Origin of the sequence: Vibrio mimicus CAIM 602 (assembly GCF_000338875.1) — a bacterium.
Classification (GTDB): domain Bacteria; phylum Pseudomonadota; class Gammaproteobacteria; order Enterobacterales; family Vibrionaceae; genus Vibrio; species Vibrio mimicus.
Genome location: NZ_AOMO01000044.1, coordinates 47,233 through 71,003 on the forward strand (window position 1 = coordinate 47,233; position 23,771 = coordinate 71,003).

The following is a 23,771-nucleotide window of genomic DNA, read 5'->3' on the forward strand; positions in this document are numbered from 1 at the left end:
TAGGTAACGACTTTGAATAAACTAAAACTATTCGTTGGCCCTCTTTATCCTATCGTTTGCGCTTTGCTTGCCTTGTTAGCCATTTTTACGTTATCCCGTTTAGGGTTGGCGATTTGGCATTTTGACCGCGTGGCGAATGCAGAAGGTTGGGTACGCATTTTCGCCAGTGGTTTACGGGTGGACTTTGCGTCAATCTGCTACTTGTTCATTTTACCTGCACTTTTGACTAGCTTAATTTCTGGTGAGCATTGGCTGGGTCGTATTTGGAATTGGGTGCTGCGTGCTTGGATCACCGCAGGTCTTTGGCTTGTTGTATACATGGAAGTGGCGACACCTCCTTTTATCATCGAGTACGATCTGCGTCCTAATCGCTTGTTTGTGGAATACCTGATTTATCCAAAAGAAGTCTTCGGAATGCTGTGGTCTGGCTACAAACTGGAGCTGTTTATTGGCCTAGTTGTGAGTGTGCTGACTGTGGTACTCGGCTGGAGATGGAGTAAAACTCTGGTTTCCGATTTGCGTTACCCGAAATGGTATTGGCGTCCAGTCATTGCCGTGCTTGTGGTTGCAATCGGTATCTTAGGTGCCCGTTCTTCATTAGGGCACCGTCCAATGAACCCTGCGATGGTTTCTTTCTCTAGCGATCCTTTGATGAATGATCTTGTTTTGAACTCTTCGTATTCCGTGATTTTCGCTGCGAAGCAAATGGGATCAGAAGCCAATGCGTTTGAGTTTTATCCTAAGATGGATAAACAACTCGTGATTGATGAAATTCGAGCTTCTATGAATGTGGCTCCAGAAGATTTCGTTAGTGACACTAAACCGTCCATGGCTAAACATGTTGCGGCTTACCAAGGTACGCCTAAAAACATCGTGATCTTGTTGATGGAAAGCCACGGTGCGCGTTATGTGAAAAGCCTCGGTGGGATTGATGTTTCTCCAAACATGGACAAACTGATTAACGAAGGCTGGGCATTCACTCGTATGTACGCCACGGGTACTCGCTCTGTACGCGGTATTGAAGCAGTAACTACGGGTTTTTCTCCAACGCCAGCTCGCTCTGTCGTGAAGCTTGGTAAAAGCCAGAATAACTTCTTCTCGATTGCGGGTTTGCTGAAAACTAAGCAGTACCACACGCAATTCATTTATGGTGGCGAGAGCCATTTTGACAATATGAAGAGTTTCTTCCTCGGTAATGGCTTTGTGGACATGCAAGATCTTCCCACCTTCTCTAACCCGAAATTTGTGGGTTCATGGGGAGCATCGGATGAAGATCTATTTAACAAAGCGGATGAACAGTTCACTCAAATGGCAAAAGAAGGTAAGCCTTTCTTTAGCTTGGTGTTTACCTCGTCTAACCATAGTCCATTTGAATACCCAGATGGCGTGATTACTCAATACAACGAACCTAAACAGACGGTAGAAAATGCGGTGAAATACGCTGACTACGCACTGGGGCAATTTGTTGAAAAAGCAAAGAAATCACCTTATTGGGATAACACAGTGTTTGTTGTAGTCGCAGACCATGACGCGCGCACGCAAGGCACTAATCCAATCCCGGTTGAATATTTCCATATTCCAGCAGTTATTTTTGGTGGTGATATTGAAGCGCGTAAAGATGATCGCTTACTCAGCCAGTTGGATTTGGCTCCGACGCTGCTTTCCTTAGCCGGTATTAGCAGTGAAAACCCAATGATCGGCTTTGATTTAACCAAAGACGTTCCCGTTGAAAAACAACGCGCGATGATGCAACGCGACAAAAACTTTGGTTGGTTAACACCGGATAACCAAGTCGTCGTATTGCAACCAGGACAAGATATCACGACCTATCAATATGACTCAGTGACACATAAGATGACACCGCTTCAGCTTGACGAATCGATCGTGACTCGAGCGCACGCCAACGCCATGTGGGGTAGTTTGGCATTCAAAGAAAATTATTACACCGCACAAAAAAGTTATGAATTGGAAAAATAAGCCATTTCATTAACTGGAAAACAAAGAAGGCGACCAATGGTCGCCTTCTTTATTACTTTAGAGTCACTTACAGAACATTGTTTTCACCATATGGTGATTAACGATCCCAGTAAGCTTCTTCCAAGCTATCTTCACGCTCTGGTAATGCACGTGATAAACGTGGTGAGTGCTGAGTCAACACTTCATAGCTCACACGGTTAGCGTATTTACACACTTGAGAGAGCGAGGAGTAAGTCAAATAAGGCTGATCATGCTTGGCTGAATTTGGCACATTACGTTGGTGATACGCGTTAGCCGCCATATCATGCAACAGTGCAGAAAGTGCGCCATCACCAGCGCCATTGGTGTTTTTAATCTCCAGTGGGCCGCCTAAATACGGGCCAATGTGTGAATACACCTTCAGCGGATGAGTACAGTCTTGCTTGCGCATGGCTCGGCTGAATTCGTACTTGTTAAATTCAGGAATATTGCCTGGTAGCAGCGGCAGCTCCGTTTCACGCTTGGCAGATTCTTCAATATAGCCAGCCATGTACAAACCTACTGGGCCTGCAGTACACAGAACCAAGTCAACCCATTCCAGAGCCTTATCCGCTGTAAGCAGTGGATCACGTTCACCCGTTAGTGCTGCGCCTTCCTCTTCGTTCATCGCAACGGCAGTAATGTGCTCTTTCATGTAGTCTTGCCACCACTGAGCATTACCTTCGATCACATACTTCGTGCCTAGAGTGAGTACTACGGGAATGCCGTGTGCTTTCGCAATCTCAATAGCACGTTGTACGGCCTGTGGCATTGGGTCTTCTGGTTTACCACGCATCAAATAGGATGAAACAACCAGAGCTGAAGCTTTTTCAAACACTTCTTCCGGAATGCTATCTGGGCGCAGCTTGTTCATGTGCCCTTCATTGATCGCGAAAGTACGCTCGCCATCTTCAGAAATCAGGGTATAACAACGACCAATTGGGCCATCAACCGTTTGCAAATGGTTGAGGTTCATGCGCGAAGAGGTTCGGCACAGGTAGCGATAAGCGTATGAGCCGACTTCGATATTTTTCGACATTACACCCAGCAAAACTGATTTACTGTCCGCCAACACGGAATAGTTGTGCAATGTATTACCAATGGTATCTCCCGGATATTGGTGAGTGATCAAGCCACGTTCAACCAATTCTTCGTAGAGCGCATCCGCTTTACTCTCTTCCAGTACCAGCGAATGACCTTTGCTGAGATCGTAGCGGGCAAGGAAGTCGTCATCGACACGAGCTTCAATATCCACGATGGTCTGACCCACACCCACAATCGTTGGGCGGTGGAGCTTCGGTGTTTGCTGAATTTGGTTTACGAGTGGATCTCGGGCGTGAGTTGGAAAATAGTGCTTAGATTTGCGCTGGCCGGGAAACTTCATATTGAAAGTGTTGATTGAAAATTTTCGCGCATCATATCACAGTTATGAAAGATTACTTTCATTTTTATTACAGCCTGAAGTGATATGAAACACACCTCAGGCTGCTGAATTTCAGCTTATTTTGTCGGTGTTTCAGGGAAGGCGTTGTAAGCCTGTGTTCCCCATAAAGGAATGGTTGATAAGCTATGTTTGAAGCTGCCTGATGTTTCTTTAGTAGAGTAGGAGAGATACATCAGGGTTTGGTTCTTGGCATCAAAAATGCGGCGAATCTTCATCGATTTGAAGAAAATGCTTTTGGATTTTTGAAATACCACTTCACCAGAAGAGGATTTATCAATTTGGGCGATCATCTCTGGCGTTATCTCACCAGTTTGGCGGCAAGAAATCGAAGAATCGGAAGGATCTGCCAGACTTAAATCGGCTTCAATACTCGCGACATGACAGGTGACACCAGTGACAATCGGATCATTCAGGTTGTTGATTTTAATATCTTTCAAAGTAAACATGCCGAGGCTGACATCGCCGACTTCTGAGCGATCACAGCCACTCAGTACAAAAGCGAAAGAAAGAAGCAAGGCACTGCGAATGGGATTGAGCATAATGACGTTCCGTTCAGTTTAAGTGACCTCATCATACTGATTTTCCGTCCACAGTGCAGCTTCAAGCCCGAGAACATAGGTAAATCGACTAGCCAATTCGAGATTGGAAGGGATTAAAGCTTGTCGCACGGGGGTTGGATGAGTATGCTGCCGTTACTGCAACGGATATGAAATAGAAGTTGCTTAACCAACCAAGAAGAAGTCCCGCTATGATTTACTCTCCCTCACCTGTGGTTGTTGCCAAAAATCAGTGGTTATGTAGTCAGGTGGATGTCGAGTTCCCGACTGCCGAAAGTTTAGAAGGGCGCGATATTTATCAATCTTTAAGTCAGCAAGCTCAAGTTACATCTTTCCAGCCACAAGCCAGTGATGAGCAACTGCTGCAAGATATCTACTTAGTTGATTTTCATCGCTTGACGGTATGGTTTGCACTTTTACAAGCCACGCGCAGCTCTGACAAATATCAGCAAGAACGTTTGGTCGAGTTTTTCACTCAAATTATCTACTCACCACCGTGTCAGCTATTTCTTGGTTTCCACCTTGGTGAGCCAGTGGCGGCAGGCATGGTAACTGAACATGAAGGAAATGTTCTCTTTTCTGATTTAGTGGTGAAAGCGAATACGCCTTACGGTGACCGTGAGCAATTTGCTCATGCACTTTACGCGAAATGGAACTCTGTAGCGGCGAGTGAAGCGACTCCTTATATCGAACTCTAGTCAGCCATTCTGACCTGAAAAGAGTGATGCTGGTTGAAGTTATGCACACTCATGCATTTATTTCTGTCATTCTGTTAACTCCATCCTTTTTAGCGCGGAAGTGAGATATACACTGCCAATAGGATGGAGGGATGAATAATGACTGAATCCAGAGTGAAATGCGTCATTTTTGACTGTGAAGGAACCTTAGTAGACAGCGAGCGTTTGTGCTGTGAAGCGCTGGTTCAAGTATTTGGTGAAATTGGCGTTACGCTAACCTACCAACAAGTGGCAGAACATTTCTCCGGCGGCAAAATTGCTGACATCCTCAATTCGGCATGTCAATTAGCGCAGATCACTGCGGATATTGATTTGCTTGAGCAACGTTACCGAGCGATTGTGACTGCTACCTTTAGCCGTAAGTTGTCGCCCATGGGGGGCGCTCGTGCCTTACTCCATTATCTGAAACGTAATCAAATTGAATTTTGTGTGCTTTCAAATGCTCCACGAGAAAAAATCACCACGACGTTGGCACTGGCCGGGTTGGATCACTATTTCAAAGGGCGGATTTTTTCTGCATTTGATGCCAACAGTTGGAAGCCAGAACCTGATCTCATTCGCTATTGCGCAATGAATATGGGCTTTACTTTGGATGAGTGTATTTATGTGGACGATACACCGAAAGGCGTTGAAGCGGGACTGAATGCTGGAGTGTTGACCTTTCAACTGAGTCCATTAAACCCACAAAACCTCAGTGATTCTGAGCAGGTTATCGTATTGAACACTCTGCTTCAGTTGACTGAATTCTTAAGTGATAACCCAGTACTCCGCTCGGCATAAACGCTGAAAATAATTCCCCTTATTAATATGCTCACCGCGTTTCCCGATTGATGGTAAACGCGGTAAAAGCATTATGCCTAACTGCGAAATCAGTTTGGTTTATTGACGGGTTTTTATTCCGAAGTGAACAAAGCGGTTATTTAGATTCGCTCTGGCCGCAAGCATTGGCTGAATGCTAGTGAGCGAGTTGGTATGAAAACCGCACTGGCCACAGAAGAACTTTTCATTATCCGCGGAAATTAAAAATTCGTCGTGTTGGCAAAGCGGGCAGCATTCAATCGTTTCTTCTACATTAGGGTTATTCATACATTTATTCTCAGCAGCAAAAAGAGTTTTTATTATGCCTCGCGTCTAGGTAACGCTGGGCTTGGATGTATTGTTATATTTGTTTTTAGCATAAACATATTCAGTCCACTTGTTGGCCTGCTTTATCATCTTTGTTCCGAAATTGAGATGCAATTCATAGAAAGTACATGTATAGCTTGCGACCGATCATATTCTTGTCGAACTCTGTCGAGCCTTATGGTCAATTTAACAAACTTACTACTGAATTAACCACCAATTTACACTTTGGGCAATCCATGGAATGAGTACGTGCAGTACCTTTGCATCTCAGGTCTAAGCTAGCGAGGATATCCTATGAACCCTACGGAATATTGTGTCGTACTGACCACCACTAACGAAAAGAAAAACGCTGAGCAGATCATTCGTCATTTGCTTGAACACAAGCTGGCGGCGTGTGTTCAGACGTTGCCAATTGAAAGCCATTACCTGTGGCAAGATACCTATTGCCAAGACAATGAGTTCCTTTTAATCATCAAAACCCAAGTCGGATGTTACTCGGCAGTGGAGAGTGTGATTCAACAATTACACCACTACCAAGTGCCACAGATTGTTCAACTGCCAATCACACAAGGTTTTGAGCCGTATTTGGCTTGGCTAAAACATAACACGACGGTTTAAGAGCGAACTCGTTGCCAAGTGAGTAATCCCAACGCAGTTATCGCGCCAAGGGTATCGCACAGCATATCTTTCTGGGCATCCCAAATGTCACCTTGTGAACCTAAAAAGGCGATCCCCTCTTCTCCGCCAGCAAGGGCGGCATACCACCATTCAATAATTTCATAGCCGGCGGCAAGGCTCATTATGCTGAAAAGAGCAAAACTGTAGGCTAGCCATGGTTTCGATTGTTGTTTGCGTAGCAACCATTCAGCGATGGGATAGGCGTAGAGACCAATCGAAAAATGCGCGACACGATCATATTGATTGCGCGTCGAACCGATCAGTGAATTGAACCAATCAAACGGCACTTCTGCGAAGGTGTATTTGGCTCCCACTGTGTGTAAACAGAGCCAGATAAACATCAATACATACGCGGTGGTGCTGAATGACCAGCGTAGGGAAACCCACCAAATGGTGCCTAATACTAGAATGGCAGGAATAATTTCTGCTAACCAGACTGCGCGTGAGAGGGGGGCAATCGAAGAAAAAACAAACACCAAACTGTAAATCAGGGTTAATCCGATGAGAGGTCGAGATAGTGGCATAATGAGTGGCTCCGTCAATGGAATGCTGATTATCCTGCCATCATTATGAACATTGTTCAATTGTCAATTTGAAGCGTGAGAGAAAACGCCAGAAAACTGGCTTTTCTGGTGTCAGAAAAACAGCCTATAAGCCTTATGCGGATTGAGCTTCACACAATGAAGATTTGCCATTTCACCACCGTGACAAATCGGTTAGATTGGTCTTGAATTACTGTATTTCTTCGGAATGGAAGCCTTATGTCAGAAAGTCACCAGCTTGCTGCAACGTTTCAAACTTATATGGAAAATCCGCTGTTGTGGCCGATCTTCGAAGTATTGAAGCGTCAACCTTCGGGGTGGAAAGTGCACACCTTGGCAGCGCATTTGAGTGAACTAGGCTTAATGCCCGTGTTGGATGCTCAGCCAGAAAAAGATCTGTTCAAGCGTAACTTTTTGATCATGAATGCGCTGTACCAGTTGCAAGAAACATTGCACCCAGAAAAGTGGTTACAAGTGGAAGCGATGAACATCATTCTGATGCCGATGATGCGTAGTGAATTTCATGAAATCGACGTCGATGATCCTTTGCGTGACTACTATACCCAGTGGATGAACTATGAAGCGAATGAAGGTGAAGTCAAAAGACTGCTTAATGAATTCTGGACGCGTTATCGCCACTCTGTAGGCAGCCATAATGGAAAAGATTTAACCCGTGGCCAAGCTTTGCGCTTGTTTGAATTGAGCGAAGAAGCCAGTTCGTTTGAGATCCGAAAAACATGGCGAAAGCTCGCGCTGCGTTGGCATCCAGATCGGGATAATGGAAATGCGGAACGTTTCCGTATTCTGTGTGAAGCTTGGAACGTGCTCAGGCAAGAATTCTAATCAGGTTTTAGAAACAGTAACGCGACCAGTTGGTCGCGTTACTGTTTTGAAGCTCATTGGTGCTGGAAACTCAGCTAATGGCTTAGGCTTTAAATTGTGCCTTGCGCATACGGTTAAGCGCGGCCATAGCATCCAAAATACGTGGTTTCGCGAGGTCGCCGTGATTTGGCATCGCTTGATACCAATCACCTTCAAGCATCTTGTTCATTGCTTTAGCTGGATTTTCCGTCCATCCTGGCAGTTGTGCCAGTTGGAACCACAACCAACCAATCGCATTCACTTCGCTTGAGCTTTGTAGTTGCTCAAGGGCGGAAAGATCCGTGAACTCTTTACCAAAACGCAGTGAATCTAGGCCCTTGGCTGAAACGCGGAATTTACCATCCAACAGCAGTTTTTGCAGTGTGGCGCAGTTTAGAGCACGAGGGGTAAAGGTTGCCAATGGCGTTTCACATTCATTGCGGCGCTGAGTTGGATGCTGAGCGATCACTTCACGTGCTTTTTCTGTGACATCAAGTGGCTGATAGTCATGCATTTGGATCACAGTATCGGCAACATCCAAATAATCACCAGAACCACCCATTACCACGAGAGTCGAGATGCCGAGATCATCACGCAGTTGCCCGATACGATCGACCAATGGCGTGATCGGCTCTGCGCCTTTGCTGACGAGTGCCTGCATGCGCTCATCGCGGATCATAAAGTTGGTTGCGGAAGTATCTTCATCGATCAGCAGTGTGGTTGCACCCGCTTCAATCGATTCTTGCAGCCAAGCCGATTGCGAAGTTGAGCCTGAAGCATCTTGAGTGCTGAAATCCGTTGTATCCTTACCCATAGGCAAGTGATTGATGTAGTTGGATAAGTTCAGGTTGTGTACGCAACGACCTTCTTCCGCACGGATTTTCATGGCTTTCAAATCCGTCACCATGCGCTCACGGCCATCGCCAGGAATATGGTTGTAAATTGAACGTTCTAGTGCGGTAAGCAACGTTGATTTACCGTGGAAACCCCCACCGACAATCAAGGTAATCCCTTGTGGGATACCCATACCAACCAAGTCACCTTGGTTTGGCGTTGAAAGAGTCACTTCGAGGGATTTCGGTGTTTGGAACGGTACGGCTTCTTTCATCGGCAGATCGCAGTTACCCGCTAAGCGAGGCAGTACACTGCCGTTGGCAACAAAAGCCACCAAACCCAGATCATCCAGTTGTGCACGCATCGCTTCTTGATCTTCTACGACTTCACAGTGATGCAGTAGCGCTGCTTTATCCAGTTCACGATCAAGCGTGGCGCGGCGGATATACTTAGGCAGATGGAAAGTCAGAATATTCAGTGCTTTTTTCGCAAGAATATCGCGTCCTTCTGCCGGCATACTCATGCGAAAACGCAGTTCGATGCCATCCTCGTTGAACAGTACAGAAGTGCTGTCGAGAACGGTTTGACCGCTGATAGCGATGGATAAGCTATTGTCTTGCTTTGCAAATTCAGCAAATGCACGAGCGATAAAATCACGAGCCGCCATTTGGTAAGCAGGCGATTTCTCTCTCAGCCAATCTAGACCTGTCAATGACCAAGCACGAGTGGCACGTAGACGAGAGGCTGAAGCGTATGGATCAGACTGAATGTGGTCGATGAACAGAGTAAAGTCACCAAAGTCATATTGACCTTTGATCTGCTGATAAGCACGATAGTTCTGCTTTTCGAGTTTTTTAAGTGTTGCAATTAGTCGATCCATCTCGATTATCGCTCATAGGGAAAGAAAAAGAGGAGCGCGATTATAGGTAGCGCCCACTGAAGAGTAAAGGAATGATAAGCGAATCCCTCAGCACGAAACAACCATAGCTGGGCTTATTCTTGCGCTGGTAATCCTTGGGCATGCTGTATTAGCTTTTGTTCAAATGCGTCACTGGGCATAGGCCTGCCATAGAGAAAGCCTTGGCCAATATCGCAGCCATGCTCCAGAATGAACTGCTCTTGTTGCTTGGTTTCAATCCCTTCTGCTACGACCTTGAGCTTGAGCTTTTTTGCAACATGCAGCATAGAGCGTACGATCTCTTGATCATTTTCGCTGTGTTCAATTTGCTCCAAAAAGCTTTTATCAATCTTGATGCCATCAAAAGGAAATTTTTTCAGGTACTGAAATGATGCGTAGCCAGTACCAAAATCATCCAGTGATAGTGTCACACCTAGCCCGTGCAGCCGATTGAGGATATCAATCGCAGTTGGTTCGTCCACAATCAAACCGCTTTCGGTGATCTCCAGCTCTAACTGGTGGGCAGGGAAGTGGTAAAACGTCAGCAGATCATGGATCTGTTCAACAAAACGGCTGTTTTTTAGCTGCACCGAGGAAACATTAATCGCAATACGAAAAGTGGGGCAAATGCTCAGCCAATTGCTGGCGGCTTTGAGCGCTTGATGTAAGACAAAATGGCCCACTTCAAAGATCAACCCATTCTGCTCTGCCATGTGGATTAAAGTTTCGTTAGAAAACTCACCTAACACCGGGTGCTTCCAACGCAGTAACGCTTCAGCACCAACCCAATGCTGTGTTTTAACACTCACTTTCGGTTGGAAATAGAGCATCAAGTCGTTATTGCGCACGGCATGCAACAGATAGTTTTCCAACTGATTTTGCCGTGCGTGGTTATCCGCAATGGCGGGTGAGTGGAAAAAAACTTTATAACCGGAATCCTTGCAGGCAATCATGCTGCTGACTGCATGGCTCAAAAGCTGCTGAGGGTCGTGAGTTTCTCGCGAGAGCGCCACACCAATATATGGGTTGAGATGAACCGTCACTCCCTCGATTTGAAACGGAGCTTGCCCTACATGGATAAGTTTGTGACAAAGCAGGTTGAGATGGGCGTCAAGCTGGGTGCTTTTCAGAACTAAAGTAAGGTTTGTGGACGTTGGGCGCGCGGTGATCAGCTCGGCATCGATAATCGGACCAATTCGCTCACGCAGTTGTTTTAATACGTCATCCCACAAGTGATAACCCAGTCGAGCCTGTAGCTGGCGCACATTCGCAAAACCAATATGAAGTACTGCCAGCTCACAGGTGTCACCCAACTGAGTTAAGAGTTCGTCCAGTTGATGCTCTAGTGCGCTGCGGTTAAGAAAACCCGTGCCGACATCGTGACTGCGTTGGTATTCAATTTGCTGTTCAGCAGCGCGACGCTTGTCGATTTCTTGATGAAGAGATTGGTTAAGAGAGGCAATACTTTGCATTTTGTTGCGAACTTTGAAGTGCAAATCTTGGTTCATTTGCAGCAAGGTTTCGCGTTGATAGAGTGTTTTAAGTTGTGCTTCAATCGATTCGCGAAAAGCGCGGATTAACTGTTGGTCTGTGGCATGGAAATGGTGTTCTCGACGATCAGTTGCGCAGAGTGTCCCGAACAAGTCACCATTGGGCCATTGCAGTGGAATGCCACAGTAAGCGCGCATCCCGAATTCCATGCTCGGGTTGTCTTTCCATAAAGGGTCAGTTTCGGCATTGGTGACGATCAAAATCTGTCGGGTATTGACCACCGTTTCACAATACAGCCCTTTACCGAGTTGCTCGGTCATACCAATTCGATAGGGATTCTCGTTGCTCGTGTTTGTGCAGTACACATCAAACTCGTGATGATGCAACCGCATGATCATAGTGGCAGGAACCTTGAGGATCTCTGCAAGTAAGTTGAGCATATTTTGCCAACTTGCCAGCATAGTCGAAGGTATAGGGGTTGATTGTGGAAGGATTGGTGCCATTACTGGTTCCTTGAGTTTGGCTGGTAAAACAATGCCTACATGCGACAGATATCTTCTTCCAAATAATATTGTGGCAACGAATCTCGGGTATTGCACGAATGACAAAAACCACTGAGGCTGAATCATGTTGTCTCAGTGGTTAATCACTCTAACAAAAGCGGATCAGAATGGCAGAGCGAATTGTGCTAGCTTGGCTGGATTCTCAAATCTAACACAACTTTTGGTATCATTTTTTATTAATAAACTTATGCATATCAACAGATTGGCTATAGTCAACGCTCTCAAATCCAAAGCCATTGAGTTGCATAAACTCTTGTTTAAAACCGGAATAATCACCTAGCTGTTGGAAGTTGTCGGCATTCATTTGGCGTAAACATTCAGCCACTTTTGCCTGTGTATCGGGATTCATTTCCCAATCGTCCATGCGGATTAAGCGCTCACTGTCGAGCGGGATACGAGATCGACCATACAGCTTGTCGCTAAACAGACGTTGCATTTGTTCAATACAGCCTTCATGAGTGCCTTTGCTTTTCATCACTTGGTAGAGCGCAATGAGGTAGGGGCTTAAGCCGGGGATGAACACGCTGGCTTTGGTGACGAGGGCTTTACAAACCACCGCATATGCACCGCCATCGAAGTTGGCGAGTTTGAGATTAAGTGAATGGCTGGTTTGGTGAAGATCGATTTTTGCTCGTCCCAAGGTGCCATCCAGGTAAATAGGATGCGTCACTTCTGGGCCCATGTAAGAAAAAGCAATGGTTTTACAACCTTCGGCAAGTGACTCGGCATTGATCAAGGTATCGATCCAATTTTCCCAATCATCGCCGCCCATCACACGTAGCGTTCCTTCAATTTCCTCTTCTGTAGCTGGCTCTAAAGTGGTGTCAGTCCAAGTATCGTTGTCTAACATGATGGATGCGCCTGAGACCGCTTCACCAATGGGTTTAATGGCAGAGCGCCAAAATTCGCCATCTGGCTTGCGGCGCATGCCGCTCGCAATACTGTAGATAACCAAATCCACTTCTCCTTCAAAGTAGGTTTCAATCGCTTCGATTACCTGCTCACGCATTTCCGAAGAAAACACATCACCTTCTAAATTGATGGCAATACGGCCTTCTTGCTCCGCATACTGTTTAAAAAATAGGTTGTTATAGTAGCCAGCACTGCCAGTTTGAGTTTCACTGGGCGCGCGTTCAAAAGAGACACCAATTGTGTCCGCTTTAGCACCACCAAAAGTGAGAGCAATGCGTGCTGCCAACCCAAAACCGGATGAAGCACCTAAGATCAACACGCGTTTCGGCCCAGATTTGATCGAATTAGCCTGCTTCACGTACTGAATCTGTTGTAGAACAGCCTGCTCGCAGCCATAAGGGTGGGCACTGCGTGCAACAACGCCCTGAATGAGTGGCTTGATGTGCATGGGGTCACCTATTGTGTGGTTAAGGATTCAAAAATAGCGTAAAGCTGAGTAAATTTTATTGAGCTAAACCAGTAAATCGGTGGATGGTGTCACAAATGAGCGACGAGGTTTTCGGCTACAAATCCGGCAATCCAAGGCTGTGCTTCTGGTTTAGGGTGTAAACCATCTGCCATCATCCAATCAGGTTTTAGGATCACCTGTTCAAGGAAAAATGGGATAAGTGGGATAGAAAACTGTTGTGCTAAGTTGGGATAGAGCTGATAAAACGCGTCGCTGTAGCGTTTGCCGTAGTTAGGCGGAATACGAATTTGCATGAGTACCACGGAAGCATTTTGCGCTTGAACTTGCTCGATCATGGCCGTGAGATTTTTACTTACGGTTTGTGGTGGGAAGCCACGCAAGCCATCATTTGCACCCAATTCAATCAGTACTACATCGGGCTGATGTTGAGTGAGCAGTGAGGGCAGGCGATCTAATCCGTTACCTGTGGTATCACCAGAAATGCTGCCGTTAATAACAGATACAGTTTTGCCTTTTTCAGCCAGAGATTCTGCCAGTAAACTAGGCCAAGCTTGTTCGATGGGCATCTCGTATCCCGCGCTCAAACTATCACCCAGGATCAACAAGGTTTTACTGCTTACCGCAGCAGAAAAGACAACAACAAACAAAAAGGAAAGTAGTCGAGTCATGCAAACATCCATCATTTCAGCGCAATCATTATCCAAACTAGTCTCCACCAATCAGGAACATTTAACAATCCTTAAGCAGGTGAATCTCTCGATTCAGGCCGGAGAGAGCGTAGCGATTGTCGGAGCCTCGGGTGCTGGTAAATCAACGTTAATGACTCTGCTGGCGGGCTTAGATACGCCCAGTGAAGGGGAGGTGTACCTACTCGGTAAGCCCCTGTCGAAGTTGGATGATGAAGCGCGTGCGGCGCTGCGGAGTGAATCGGTCGGGTTTGTATTTCAAAGTTTTCTGCTGATCCCAAGTCTTTCTGCTTTGGAAAATGTGACCTTGCCTTGTTTGCTTAAAGGCGAGGCAGAAGATCGCGATCGTGCACAGATGCTACTTAAATCGGTCGGGTTGGAACATCGTATGCACCATTCTCCCGCTCAATTATCCGGTGGTGAGCAACAACGTGTGGCGATTGCTCGGGCGTTTATGATTCGTCCGCAAGTGCTGTTTGCCGATGAACCGACAGGAAACCTTGACCAAGAAACGGCCGCGAAAGTGATCGACTTGCTGTTTGAACTCAACCGTGAGCACGGTACCACCTTGGTGTTGGTGACTCATGACCCGAAACTGGCGCAGCGCTGCCAGCGCCGTTTCTTTATGCAGGCGGGTGAATTGGAGGAGCGAGTATGAAGGCTTTGCCCTCTACGGCGCTCAACCGCCGTTTATTGCGTTGGAGTTTGAGTGAAATACGCCACGGCCAATTGTGGCCTGTGACGGTCGCTCTGACTTTGATCATTGCTTCGATTTTTGCGTTAACTGCACTGGCGCAACGTATGGAGCAGGTGATTGTTAAGCAAGGGCGTGATGCACTGACGGCTGATACGGTGTTTGTTTCTGCAAACCCACTGCCTGACACATTACTCACTCTAACGGCCAAGCAAGCTGCGCACACTTCGCAAATGACCCGTTTTGCCACTATGGCGTTCAGTGATCAAGGCATGCAGTTGGTGACGGTCAAAGCCGTGGATGGCGCTTACCCACTGCGTGGGGAAATGCGCTTGAGTGATGGGCAGCAAGTGGTGAACCATGTCAGTGCTAATCAGCTTTGGTTAGAACCCAGAGTAAAAGACCAGTTAGGTGTGGCCATTGGTGACAATGTCACAATAGGTGATGCAGATTTTGTGGTCAGTGGTGAAGTGCTCGAAGAGCCGGGGCTAAGCTTTAATCCCTTCCAGCAAATGCCCGCCGTGTACATTCATGCTTCGGATATCGATAAAACAGGTGCGATTCAGCCCGGCAGCCGCGTGCAATTTAGTTTGTTTATTACTGGTGATGACTCGACGATTAAGGCGATTAAGCAAGAGGTTACCTTAACGCCGAGTGATCGCTGGCGTGATCAAGAGAGTGCTAGCCGCACCAATGAAGTGTTTGAGCGCACTCAGCAATATCTCTCTTTGACCGTGGCAATCGTGATCTTGATGGCCGCTACAACCTTGGTCTTGACCTGCCAGCACTATGTTTCGACTCGTCTCCACACCATCGCGATGCTCAAGAGCCTCGGAGCAAGCCGTCAGTGGCTACGCCGCTGGTTAGCACTGCAAGTGGCTCTGTTGTTGGTGTTTGCGGTATTGCTCGGAAGTGTGATTGGTGTAGGTTTGGAGTCTTTATTGCGCTTGCCGCTGCAAGATCTCCTGCCTGATCCCTTGCCTAGTTATGGTCTGCGTCCTTTGTGGATTGCACTGGCCAGTAGTTTATTGATTGCAGTTCCCGCGCTGGGGATTCCGCTTGGCCGTTTACTTTCGGTGAGCGCGGTGGCGGTGATGCAGCCAGTGCAAAACGAAGTACGCTGGCAACGTAATCTGCTGCTGATCATGGTGCCAGTGGTGCCCCTGCTGCTGGTGTATTGGCAAAACCAATTGATTTGGATTGTGCTGATTGGCATCGTCGCGCTGTTTGTGGTGTTGGCTCTGGTGAGCGTGTTTGTTACACGGCTATTAGCCAAGCTACCGTTAAACCCGCCGATGGCATTGGCATTAAGCCGAATCAACCGTTCTGGCGCAGCCAGCGGCTTACAATTTGGTGCATTAGCCCTCTCTTTGATGCTGCTGGCAATCATTTGGCTGGTACGCACCGATTTACTTTCGGATTGGCAACGCACGCTGCCAGAAAATGCGCCGAATGCGTTCGCACTCAATATCAGTGAGTCGGAGAAAGCGAGTTATCTCGCCGCTTTGGACGCAGCCAAGATTGAACGTTCAGTTGCTTACCCCATTATGCGTGGGCGTTTAACGCAGATTAATGGGCAAGAAGCCAAACAATATGCCCGCAATGGGGAAGAGAGCTCTGATGCATTGCGGCGCGAACTGAACCTTACGTGGGCTGAGCAACTACCTGACTACAACCCGATCCTTAAAGGTCAGTGGCAAAGCAAAAATGGGGTATCGGTGGAACAAGAGGTGGCGCGCGATCTCGGGCTTAAGCTTGGCGATACTTTGACATTTGTCATTAACAGCCAGCCAGTAACTGCGCAAGTTAACTCAATTCGTCATGTCGAGTGGCGAGAAATGAAGCCCAATTTCTACTTCATTTTTAGCCCTGATGTGATGCAAAACCTGCCTGTGAGTTATCTGATAAGTTTCCGGCTATTGCCTGAACATGATGCACTTTTGAGCCAGTTATCACGTCAGCATCCCACGGTGAGCCTGATGGATATCCGCACTATGGGAGCAAAAATCCAAGCTTTACTGACGCAGATTGTTTGGTCTGTGACGGTTCTGGCGGCACTCGGAGTCTTGGCAGGAATCCTGCTGATCTTCACTTTACTGCGTTTGAGCCTCAGCCAACGTCAGCAGGAAATTCGTTTATACCGCACTCTAGGGGCGAGTCGTCGTCGAGTCATGCACACTATTTGGGCGGAATATGGGGTGATGGCGCTCGTGGGCGGTTTAGTGGCGAGTTTGAGCGCCGATATTGTCGTTGCTGCTGTGATGAAATGGGGCTTTAGCTTAACGCCAAGCTTGCATATGGCACTGTGGTTTGCTTTACCCGCGCTGACTTTTTGCACATTAGCTGCGGTTGTGAGCAGCCTGCTCAAACGGCTGTTAGCCCCCGTGAATAAAGCGTTCAGCGATTGAACAGTTGAGTAAATGGGTTAGTTATCCACAAAAACAGTGGATAACTTTTGGGATAAGTAAAACCGCTGTTTAAGAGGAGCTTCGTGCCAGCCCCGTAGTGGCCGAGGTTTGCGAGATTGGGTTATTCACAAAGCGGTGAAATCTGAATAATGGCAAATTTGAGTCAAGCGATTTTTTGTTTTTTTTCAGGTTATAACTTGGCTTTGTGAGCCATGAGAGCTATTGGCCAAAAATCCTTATGTTACAGGCCATTTTTTGTCTTGGAAGGTCAGTTAAGGCAAACAATTTGCAGTCACTAAATCGTCAATTTTCTATGGCATGGTGAAAACTTGAAGCGCCTTTTAGGCAGCAAGTAAAAGGATCAAGCATGAAGATTGCGATTGCGGGGACTGGATATGTTGGTCTATCAAACGGGGTGCTACTCGCTCAGCACAATCAAGTGGTTGCACTGGATATTGTGCCGAGTCGGGTTCAGCAGTTAAACGATAAGATTTCCCCCATCGCTGATCCGGAAATCGAAGATTTTCTGCAACATCAACCCATTGATTTTAGAGCCACTTGCGATAAGCAGGAAGCGTATCAAGATGCCCAGTATGTCGTGATTGCCACACCGACCGATTACAACCCGGATACTAACTACTTTGACACCCGAACGGTGGAGGCGGTGATTGATGATGTATTAGCAATCAACCCAAATGCCATTATGGTGATCAAATCGACAGTACCGGTTGGTTACACGAAACGCATCAAGCAGCGCCTGTGCTGTAACAATATTGTGTTTTCCCCGGAGTTTTTACGTGAAGGCCGCGCCTTGTATGACAACTTATACCCATCGAGGATCATCGTGGGTGAAAAATCAGAGCGCGCACAGGCCTTTGCCGAGTTACTGGCTCAAGGCGCAAAGAAAACCAACATCCCTATTTTACTTACCCATTCAACCGAAGCTGAAGCGGTCAAACTTTTCTCCAATACTTATCTTGCAATGCGTGTCTCTTTCTTTAACGAGTTGGATACTTACGCGGAAACTCATGGTTTAGATACCCAACAGATTATTGAAGGCGTCGGGCTTGATCCTCGTATTGGGAACCACTACAACAACCCTTCCTTTGGTTATGGTGGTTACTGTTTACCGAAAGATACCCGCCAGTTGCTGCGTAATTTTGAAGATGTACCGAATAACTTAATTCGTGCCATTGTCGATGCCAATACCACACGCAAAGACCATATTGCGTTTTCAATATTGAATCGAAACCCTAAAGTGGTGGGGATTTATCGGTTGATCATGAAAGCGGGCTCTGACAATTATCGCGCTTCGTCAATTCTGGGGATTATGAAACGCATCAAAGCCCGAGGTATCGACGTTGTGATTTACGAGCCAGTGCTCAGCGAATCGACGTTCTACGGCTCTCCCGTCATTACTGATTTAGCGCAGTTCAAAGTGATGGCTGAGGTGATTGTGACCAATCGTCTGGTGGCCGAACTCGACGATGTGCAGGAAAAAATTTATACCCGCGATCTGTTTGGGCAAGATTGAGTGATCCGCAAAGGATAAGTCCGCGTAAAAAATGTGATTTTATTAACGTTTCATACCCTTTAGAATAGCAGCCACTTTTCTTCGCCTTGATGTAACTGTAGGTAAAATATGACATTGAGATCTCAAGATCCCCGAATTGCTATCATAGGTGGCGGTATTGCTGGTGCAACCGCGGCCGTTCACTTGGGTGAGCTTGGACTGAATGTGCTATTAATGGAAAAAGGCGCGGGTTTAGTCAATGGGCCACCCATTTGTCATTTGCATGCGGGGGGAAATCTCCTATCGAGAAATCTCTGAGCAGCAGTGTATTGATTTGCTTGAACAATCGATTGAAACCGTTCGTCTTTATCCACACACCTTGAATGTGCGTCCAACCCTTATCACCATTCCAAAATCGGATCCGGGTGAACCACAAGATATTTTGCCGCGATTGGCAACCATTCAAAATGCTTACCAGCAGATGGTAGAACAGGATCCGGCTAATAAAGTATTGGGTGAAGTTGAAAACTATTACCGCCTTTATCAACGTGAAGACTTAGAGCGTCTTGCGCAAGCGGTGCAGCCTAACCCGCCACGCAGTGATGATGATTGGGTCATTCCTTTTGCACAAAATGCGGATTTAGACCAACTCAAATATCCAGTAGTGTTGGTGCAAGAGTATGGTTGGAGTGTATTTCGTCTCGCTGCTAGTGTGGATCTCACGCTTGCCGCACTGCCAAATTGTGAAGTGATGCTACGCACTGAGCTTATTGATGCGCAGTATCAAGAGAACCAATGGCAGTTAACCTATCAGGATGCGCAAGGTGAGCGCCATACACAGACCGTAGATTATCTGGTCAATGCTTGTGGCTTTGAAACCGGACAAGTGGACGATATGGCAAGCCACCACAGACAACGCTTGGTGGAGTTTAAGGCTGCATATGTGACCCATTGGCCCGCTTGCCATCAGTGGTGGCCAGAAGTGATCTTCCATGGACCACGTGGCAGTGACGATGGCATGGCGCAGTTAACGCCTTATGCGGACGGAACGTTCCAATTGCACGGAATGACAGAGGCGATCACACTGTTTTCTGATGGCCTAGTGGCATCCAGTGCTGATTCAGCGCAGCCTCAATTGCCGAGCTACCTACAGCATAAAATTGAGCGCGGTTGGCCGATGGCCGCTCAACAAGATCGTACCCAACGGGCAATAGAACACATGAGCCGGTTTGTGCCTGCGTTTGGCAATGCAGAATACGCAGGAACGCCACTGTTTGGGGCGCAGCAAATTCCCGGTGATGATGTGACGTTGCGCGCGGCTGATGTCAGCTTTGAAGCTAACCACTACGCGAGATTGGAAGTGGTGAAGGGATCTTCTGCATTGCGTGCGGCTCGGCAGTTGGTGGAAGTGTGGCAACTGAGGCCAACTCAAACGGCGTTCTCCATCGAAAACGAACATCCGCTGAGCATGGCGTTAACGGCAGATCAGGTTGAACAGCATGCCATCACACTAACCCAAGAGCGTGGTTACCCCACAGCACTAGCCAAAGTGTACGGGCTATAAAACGGTAATCAGAAAGGTTCAGTAACCTCAAGCTCAGTAACCGAAAAAACGCGCCCATCGACACCATACCGCTTGTAGTCCTGCGAGATCGCCAGCGACAAACTGTACGGGATGCCCCGGTTTAGCTTGAGCTAAACGGGGTAAATCAATTCTCGCCACACAACCGAATTTGGGATAGCCACCAATTGTTTGTCGATCATTAAGCAAAATGATCGGTTGTCCGTTGGGTGGAATTTGAATGGCACCTAAGGCAATCCCTTCCGACAAAATAGGCTTTTCTGGCGGTGTCACGCTTTCACCTTGCAAGCGGTAACCCATGCGATCACTGTTTGGCGTCACCACAAACTTGTTGTGATAAAAACACTCTATTGCCGATTGGGAAAACTGACTATGTTGGTAACTCTCAATCACTCTTAGCCGCAAAGGTAAGTTGTAATCAGGGCGGAAACGAAATGTCATTTGTGCTGATTTTAGGGCGATTTGTAAGGAGTCAAAGGCCAACTCATCACCTTGCCGTAACGCTTGCCCTTGTTGGTGCAAACCGCCTAAACCTTGTCGAATGTGAGTCGAGACTGAGCCAAGCTGCGGCGTTATCGCAAATCCCCCCTGAACCGCGAGATAAGCGCGGAGTCCGTTGCGTGGCAAACCAAAGCGCAGAATTTTCCCCTTCTGTGCATAAAAGCGACTCCAATTCGGAATGGGAACACCATCAAGAGTCGCGTTGAGATCGCCACCTGTGATTGCGAGCTGCGCATCGTGCTGTAAACGAAATTCAGCGGGGCCTAAAGTGATCTCCAACGCCGCTTGATTGGCCTGATTGCCAAGCAAGTGGTTAGCCCAACTGTAAGCGTATTCATCCAAGGGGCCTGACGGGCTAATGCCCAAATGGCTGAAGCCATAACGCCCCAAGTCGTGAAGTAGGGTCATTGGCCCAGCTTTGAGCACTTTTAGCATCCCTTGCATCTTTCTTCCTTACTGAAAACGTTGTGGCTGAATGACGCCGCCTAACTGAACAAACTCCTCTCGTTCAATAGAACGAAACTGCACTTGAGAACCAATTTGCCACGGTGACATTGGTGTTTGGTTAGGGTTAAACAAATTCACCGGACAGTTACCGATAATATTCCAACCTCCCGGTGAGGCATTGGGGTAAATCGCGGTCTGGTTCTCGGCAATCCCAACGCTGCCTTTAGGCAACATCAGGCGTGGCGTGGCGCGTCTAGGTCGGCGTAGTGGTTCAGCCACTTCAGTCATAAAGGGAAAACCCGGCGCAAAACCAATCGCGCATACGGTGTAATTCACAGAAGTATGTAATTGAATCACCTCTTGTAACGAAAGCCCTTGCTCTTGATAGCGAATGAGATCTGGCCCCACATCGGGATGGTAGTAAACGGGCAACTCAATGATATTTGCGTTGGTTTGATTTGCCTGGCGAGGTTGGTTTAGCAGGGAAGTCAACTGAACCATCAGATCGTTTTGTGCTAAACGATAGGGAAGGTAGTCAATCAGCAAAGTGGTGTAGGAAGGCGTGACATTCATCAGTCCATGCGCAAAACACTGCATGATGTCACGAGCACATTCGCCGATATGAATCGCTAAAGTTGCATTGGCCGGGTGTTGAAAGCGCACCAGCAAACTGCCTTCGGCAATCGGTTCAATCTCAAATGTGATGGACATGCTTTATTCATCCAAGGCAGCACGAATTCGCGCGATCAAAGCAATCGAGTTTGGATTATCTCCGTGTACACATAAGGTATCGGCTTCAATCGGAATCACAAAACCATCGGAACTGGTGACTTTACCGTAGCGAGCGATTTGCCGGACCTGGCTCAAAATATCTTCATCAGTCGTTAGAACAGCATTGGGCTGCGAGCGTGGTGTCAGTTTTCCATTCGCGAGATAAGTACGATCGGCAAAGGCTTCAAACAGCAGCGGTACATCAAAGCGGTCAGCAATATCGAGATAGTCTTGGTTGTTGGCAGAGGCGAGTACCATCAAGGGCAAATTAAAACAGGAAACCGCATCGACCACCGCACGAAAGATACTGGGATCGCTCATCATGTCGTTATACAGCGCACCATGAGGTTTCACATAACTCAAATGACCATTTTTACTTTCACACAGTGCTTTCAGTGCCCCAACCTGATAAAGAATGATTTCACTGATTTCTTGTTCGCTCATTGCCAGCGACCGACGACCAAAACCTTGCAAATCAGGGTAGCTAGGATGAGCACCAATCATGACTTGGTGTTCAAGCGCGAGATCTATGGTACGACTCATGACATGGGGATCAGAGGCGTGAAAACCGCAAGCGATATTGGCCATGTCAATCCAAGGCATCACGTCCTCATCGGCTCCCATAGTCCAAATTCCGAAGCTTTCACCCATATCGCAATTGAGTTGAATCGTCCGTTTGCTCACTGTCGTACATCCTTTTGTCAATTCTGTTCGTTAAGGTAGCGAAAAAGCACGAATTCGTCAGCCGAATTTGCTTTTGAGTGACTAAATTTGCGTGTGTGAATGTCATCCAGTGAGAACGGAAAATAGCATTGGTTTCTTTTTTGAACGATACATGGCATGACAAGTTATTTTAAAAATGAAACGATGTTTCTAGAAACTGAAGTCTGGATCTCAGATTCGACGCAATTTATTAAGGTATAGTGCGAGCTATTCTGTAAATCCAGAAGCATCAATGCTTTGGCGAACGCTAAAAAGCCGTTACAATCGCCGAAAACATCAAGGAGGCTAGGAATGAAAGTATTAGTTACAGGTGGCATGGGATATATAGGTAGTCACACCTGTATTCAGATGATCCAAGCGGGTATGACCCCAGTGATCCTAGATAATTTGTATAACAGCAAATCCACCGTTCTTGGACGGATTGAAAAAGTGGCCGGTGTTCGTCCTCTGTTTGTGCAGGGCGATATTCGTGATCAAGCTTTGCTGGTTGAGCTGATGAAACAACACCAAATTGAAGCAGTTGTACATTTTGCTGGCTTGAAGGCGGTGGGTGAATCGGTACAAAAACCACTCGAGTATTATGACAACAACGTCAACGGTACTTTAGTACTGGTGGCCGCAATGCGTGAAGCCGGCGTGAAATCGCTGGTGTTCAGTTCATCGGCGACTGTGTATGGCGATCCTGCATCGGTGCCAATTACTGAATCCTTCCCAACCAGTGCGACTAACCCATACGGCCGCAGCAAGTTGATGGTAGAAGAGTGTTTAACCGACTTCCAAAAAGCCAATCCAGATTGGAGTATTACGCTACTGCGTTACTTTAACCCAGTTGGCTCTCACCCATCAGGCGAGCTTGGCGAAGATCCACAAGGCATCCCAAATAACCTGATGCCGTTTGTCTCACAAGTGGCAGTGGGTCGCCGTGAGTTTCTATCGGTGTTTGGTAGTGATTACCCAACCAAAGATGGTACGGGTGTGCGTGATTATATCCATGTGATGGATCTGGCTGATGGCCATATCGCTGCGCTGGAAAAGGTAGGTTCACAAGCAGGTTTGCATATTTACAACCTAGGTACAGGTAATGGTTACAGCGTTTTAGAAATGGTGAAAGCGTTTGAAGCTGCCTCTGGCTGTGAAGTGCCTTACCGTATTGTAGATCGTCGCCCTGGTGACATTGCTGAGTGCTGGGCAGACCCAAGTAAAGCTGCACAAGATCTTGGCTGGAAAGCAACTCGTACTCTAGATGAGATGACTCAAGATACTTGGCGTTGGCAGTCAAATAACCCGCAAGGTTATCCTGAAGCGTAAGCGCCTAAGATTGTTCATCAAATCGATATTTG

20 protein-coding genes and 1 pseudogene are annotated in these 23,771 nt (G+C 47.1%); 10 read left to right on the forward strand and 11 right to left on the reverse strand.

What is annotated here, in order from left to right:
• Nucleotides 1–12 precede the first annotated feature (12 nt).
• Entirely contained in the window at nucleotides 13–1,977 is a 1,965-nt protein-coding gene (locus D908_RS06140) for an LTA synthase family protein (RefSeq protein WP_005525622.1), read from the forward strand.
• Between the two features lie 97 nt (nucleotides 1,978–2,074).
• On the opposite strand, the gene D908_RS06135 is transcribed toward D908_RS06140, so the two are convergent.
• Complete coding sequence (locus D908_RS06135) at nucleotides 2,075–3,379, reverse strand: inosine/guanosine kinase (protein ID WP_005525623.1); 1,305 nt, start codon at nucleotides 3,377–3,379, stop codon at nucleotides 2,075–2,077.
• 116 nt (nucleotides 3,380–3,495) lie between these two features.
• The gene (locus D908_RS06130; protein WP_005525626.1) at nucleotides 3,496–3,978 is read right to left on the reverse strand and encodes a CreA family protein; all 483 of its coding nucleotides are present in this window, start codon (nucleotides 3,976–3,978) and stop codon (nucleotides 3,496–3,498) included.
• A 209-nt stretch (nucleotides 3,979–4,187) separates the two neighbouring features.
• Here D908_RS06130 and D908_RS06125 point away from each other — a divergent pair, with 209 nt between their 5' ends.
• Both D908_RS06125 and D908_RS06120 read left to right on the forward strand, forming a co-directional pair.
• On the forward strand, nucleotides 4,188–4,694 hold the full coding sequence (locus tag D908_RS06125) for a hypothetical protein (RefSeq protein ID WP_005525627.1): 507 nt from the start codon (nucleotides 4,188–4,190) through the stop codon (nucleotides 4,692–4,694).
• A 138-nt stretch (nucleotides 4,695–4,832) separates the two neighbouring features.
• Entirely contained in the window at nucleotides 4,833–5,513 is a 681-nt protein-coding gene (locus D908_RS06120) for an HAD family hydrolase (protein ID WP_005525629.1), read from the forward strand.
• Between the two features lie 99 nt (nucleotides 5,514–5,612).
• Here the strand turns inward: D908_RS06120 and D908_RS0119640 are convergent, their stop codons facing one another.
• Entirely contained in the window at nucleotides 5,613–5,819 is a 207-nt protein-coding gene (locus D908_RS0119640; RefSeq protein ID WP_032467663.1) for a hypothetical protein, read from the reverse strand.
• A gap of 333 nt (nucleotides 5,820–6,152) precedes the next feature.
• Between D908_RS0119640 and cutA the strand changes: the two genes are divergently transcribed.
• Nucleotides 6,153–6,476: a divalent-cation tolerance protein CutA gene (gene cutA / locus D908_RS06115; RefSeq protein ID WP_005525631.1), complete on the forward strand. Its 324-nt coding sequence runs from the start codon at nucleotides 6,153–6,155 to the stop codon at nucleotides 6,474–6,476.
• Here the strand turns inward: cutA and D908_RS06110 are convergent.
• Entirely contained in the window at nucleotides 6,473–7,060 is a 588-nt protein-coding gene (locus D908_RS06110) for a DUF2238 domain-containing protein (protein ID WP_001131378.1), read from the reverse strand. The two genes, cutA and D908_RS06110, sit on opposite strands and share 4 nt — an antisense overlap.
• 237 nt (nucleotides 7,061–7,297) lie before the next feature.
• Between D908_RS06110 and D908_RS06105 the strand changes: the two genes are divergently transcribed.
• Nucleotides 7,298–7,921 carry a DNA-J related domain-containing protein gene (locus D908_RS06105; RefSeq protein ID WP_000004275.1) on the forward strand — a complete coding sequence of 208 codons (624 nt, stop codon included), beginning with the start codon at nucleotides 7,298–7,300 and terminating at the stop codon, nucleotides 7,919–7,921.
• 82 nt (nucleotides 7,922–8,003) lie between these two features.
• Here D908_RS06105 and D908_RS06100 read toward each other — a convergent pair whose 3' ends face one another.
• From D908_RS06100 to tesA, 4 genes are all read right to left on the reverse strand, one after another.
• On the reverse strand, nucleotides 8,004–9,653 hold the full coding sequence (locus D908_RS06100) for an ABC-ATPase domain-containing protein (protein ID WP_000375444.1): 1,650 nt from the start codon (nucleotides 9,651–9,653) through the stop codon (nucleotides 8,004–8,006).
• 113 nt (nucleotides 9,654–9,766) lie between these two features.
• Nucleotides 9,767–11,665 (reverse strand): sensor domain-containing phosphodiesterase, encoded by a 1,899-nt coding sequence (locus tag D908_RS06095; RefSeq protein WP_005525635.1) that lies wholly within the window; start codon nucleotides 11,663–11,665, stop codon nucleotides 9,767–9,769.
• Between the two features lie 226 nt (nucleotides 11,666–11,891).
• A complete protein-coding gene (gene fabV, locus D908_RS06090) occupies nucleotides 11,892–13,085 on the reverse strand; it encodes an enoyl-ACP reductase FabV (RefSeq protein WP_005525637.1) in 1,194 nt (397 codons plus the stop codon).
• Between the two features lie 89 nt (nucleotides 13,086–13,174).
• Entirely contained in the window at nucleotides 13,175–13,774 is a 600-nt protein-coding gene (gene tesA, locus D908_RS06085) for a multifunctional acyl-CoA thioesterase I/protease I/lysophospholipase L1 (RefSeq protein ID WP_005525639.1), read from the reverse strand.
• On the opposite strand from tesA, the gene D908_RS06080 reads away from it, so the two are divergent.
• From D908_RS06080 to D908_RS06065, 4 genes and pseudogenes are all read left to right on the forward strand, one after another.
• A complete protein-coding gene (locus D908_RS06080; protein ID WP_001194963.1) occupies nucleotides 13,773–14,450 on the forward strand; it encodes an ABC transporter ATP-binding protein in 678 nt (225 codons plus the stop codon). The genes tesA and D908_RS06080 overlap by 2 nt on opposite strands.
• Nucleotides 14,447–16,894, forward strand: coding sequence for an ABC transporter permease (locus D908_RS06075; RefSeq protein WP_005525642.1), 2,448 nt, complete (start codon nucleotides 14,447–14,449; stop codon nucleotides 16,892–16,894). Before D908_RS06080 ends, D908_RS06075 begins: the two co-directional genes overlap by 4 nt.
• Before the next feature lie 367 nt (nucleotides 16,895–17,261).
• Nucleotides 17,262–18,428, forward strand: a complete 1,167-nt coding sequence (locus tag D908_RS06070; protein ID WP_005525644.1) for a nucleotide sugar dehydrogenase — start codon at nucleotides 17,262–17,264, stop codon at nucleotides 18,426–18,428.
• A 108-nt stretch (nucleotides 18,429–18,536) separates the two neighbouring features.
• A pseudogene (locus tag D908_RS06065) lies at nucleotides 18,537–19,971 on the forward strand (FAD-dependent oxidoreductase).
• A 33-nt stretch (nucleotides 19,972–20,004) separates the two neighbouring features.
• Here the strand turns inward: D908_RS06065 and D908_RS06060 are convergent.
• From D908_RS06060 to D908_RS06050, 3 genes are read right to left on the reverse strand one after another with little or no spacing between them, the layout of a single operon-like run.
• Nucleotides 20,005–20,934 (reverse strand): 5-oxoprolinase subunit C family protein, encoded by a 930-nt coding sequence (locus D908_RS06060; RefSeq protein WP_005525648.1) that lies wholly within the window; start codon nucleotides 20,932–20,934, stop codon nucleotides 20,005–20,007.
• Nucleotides 20,935–20,943: 9 nt separating this feature from the next.
• On the reverse strand, nucleotides 20,944–21,648 hold the full coding sequence (gene pxpB, locus D908_RS06055) for a 5-oxoprolinase subunit PxpB (RefSeq protein WP_005525650.1): 705 nt from the start codon (nucleotides 21,646–21,648) through the stop codon (nucleotides 20,944–20,946).
• Nucleotides 21,649–21,651: 3 nt separating this feature from the next.
• Nucleotides 21,652–22,392, reverse strand: coding sequence for a 5-oxoprolinase subunit PxpA (locus D908_RS06050; RefSeq protein ID WP_000044782.1), 741 nt, complete (start codon nucleotides 22,390–22,392; stop codon nucleotides 21,652–21,654).
• 330 nt (nucleotides 22,393–22,722) lie between these two features.
• Here D908_RS06050 and galE point away from each other — a divergent pair, with 330 nt between their 5' ends.
• Nucleotides 22,723–23,739: a UDP-glucose 4-epimerase GalE gene (galE, locus tag D908_RS06045; RefSeq protein WP_000866943.1), complete on the forward strand. Its 1,017-nt coding sequence runs from the start codon at nucleotides 22,723–22,725 to the stop codon at nucleotides 23,737–23,739.
• Nucleotides 23,740–23,771: the final 32 nt, after the last annotated feature.

Coding starts and splice junctions, on each gene's coding strand:
- D908_RS06135 (WP_005525623.1), bottom strand. CDS start 3,379: ATGAAGTTTCCCGGCCAGCGCAAATCTAAGCACTATTTTCCAACTCAC.
- D908_RS06130 (WP_005525626.1), bottom strand. CDS start 3,978: ATGCTCAATCCCATTCGCAGTGCCTTGCTTCTTTCTTTCGCTTTTGTA.
- D908_RS06125 (WP_005525627.1), top strand. CDS start 4,188: ATGATTTACTCTCCCTCACCTGTGGTTGTTGCCAAAAATCAGTGGTTA.
- D908_RS06120 (WP_005525629.1), top strand. CDS start 4,833: ATGACTGAATCCAGAGTGAAATGCGTCATTTTTGACTGTGAAGGAACC.
- D908_RS0119640 (WP_032467663.1), bottom strand. CDS start 5,819: ATGAATAACCCTAATGTAGAAGAAACGATTGAATGCTGCCCGCTTTGC.
- cutA (WP_005525631.1), top strand. CDS start 6,153: ATGAACCCTACGGAATATTGTGTCGTACTGACCACCACTAACGAAAAG.
- D908_RS06110 (WP_001131378.1), bottom strand. CDS start 7,060: ATGCCACTATCTCGACCTCTCATCGGATTAACCCTGATTTACAGTTTG.
- D908_RS06105 (WP_000004275.1), top strand. CDS start 7,298: ATGTCAGAAAGTCACCAGCTTGCTGCAACGTTTCAAACTTATATGGAA.
- D908_RS06100 (WP_000375444.1), bottom strand. CDS start 9,653: ATGGATCGACTAATTGCAACACTTAAAAAACTCGAAAAGCAGAACTAT.
- D908_RS06095 (WP_005525635.1), bottom strand. CDS start 11,665: ATGGCACCAATCCTTCCACAATCAACCCCTATACCTTCGACTATGCTG.
- fabV (WP_005525637.1), bottom strand. CDS start 13,085: ATGCACATCAAGCCACTCATTCAGGGCGTTGTTGCACGCAGTGCCCAC.
- D908_RS06080 (WP_001194963.1), top strand. CDS start 13,773: ATGCAAACATCCATCATTTCAGCGCAATCATTATCCAAACTAGTCTCC.
- tesA (WP_005525639.1), bottom strand. CDS start 13,774: ATGACTCGACTACTTTCCTTTTTGTTTGTTGTTGTCTTTTCTGCTGCG.
- D908_RS06075 (WP_005525642.1), top strand. CDS start 14,447: ATGAAGGCTTTGCCCTCTACGGCGCTCAACCGCCGTTTATTGCGTTGG.
- D908_RS06070 (WP_005525644.1), top strand. CDS start 17,262: ATGAAGATTGCGATTGCGGGGACTGGATATGTTGGTCTATCAAACGGG.
- D908_RS06060 (WP_005525648.1), bottom strand. CDS start 20,934: ATGCAAGGGATGCTAAAAGTGCTCAAAGCTGGGCCAATGACCCTACTT.
- pxpB (WP_005525650.1), bottom strand. CDS start 21,648: ATGTCCATCACATTTGAGATTGAACCGATTGCCGAAGGCAGTTTGCTG.
- galE (WP_000866943.1), top strand. CDS start 22,723: ATGAAAGTATTAGTTACAGGTGGCATGGGATATATAGGTAGTCACACC.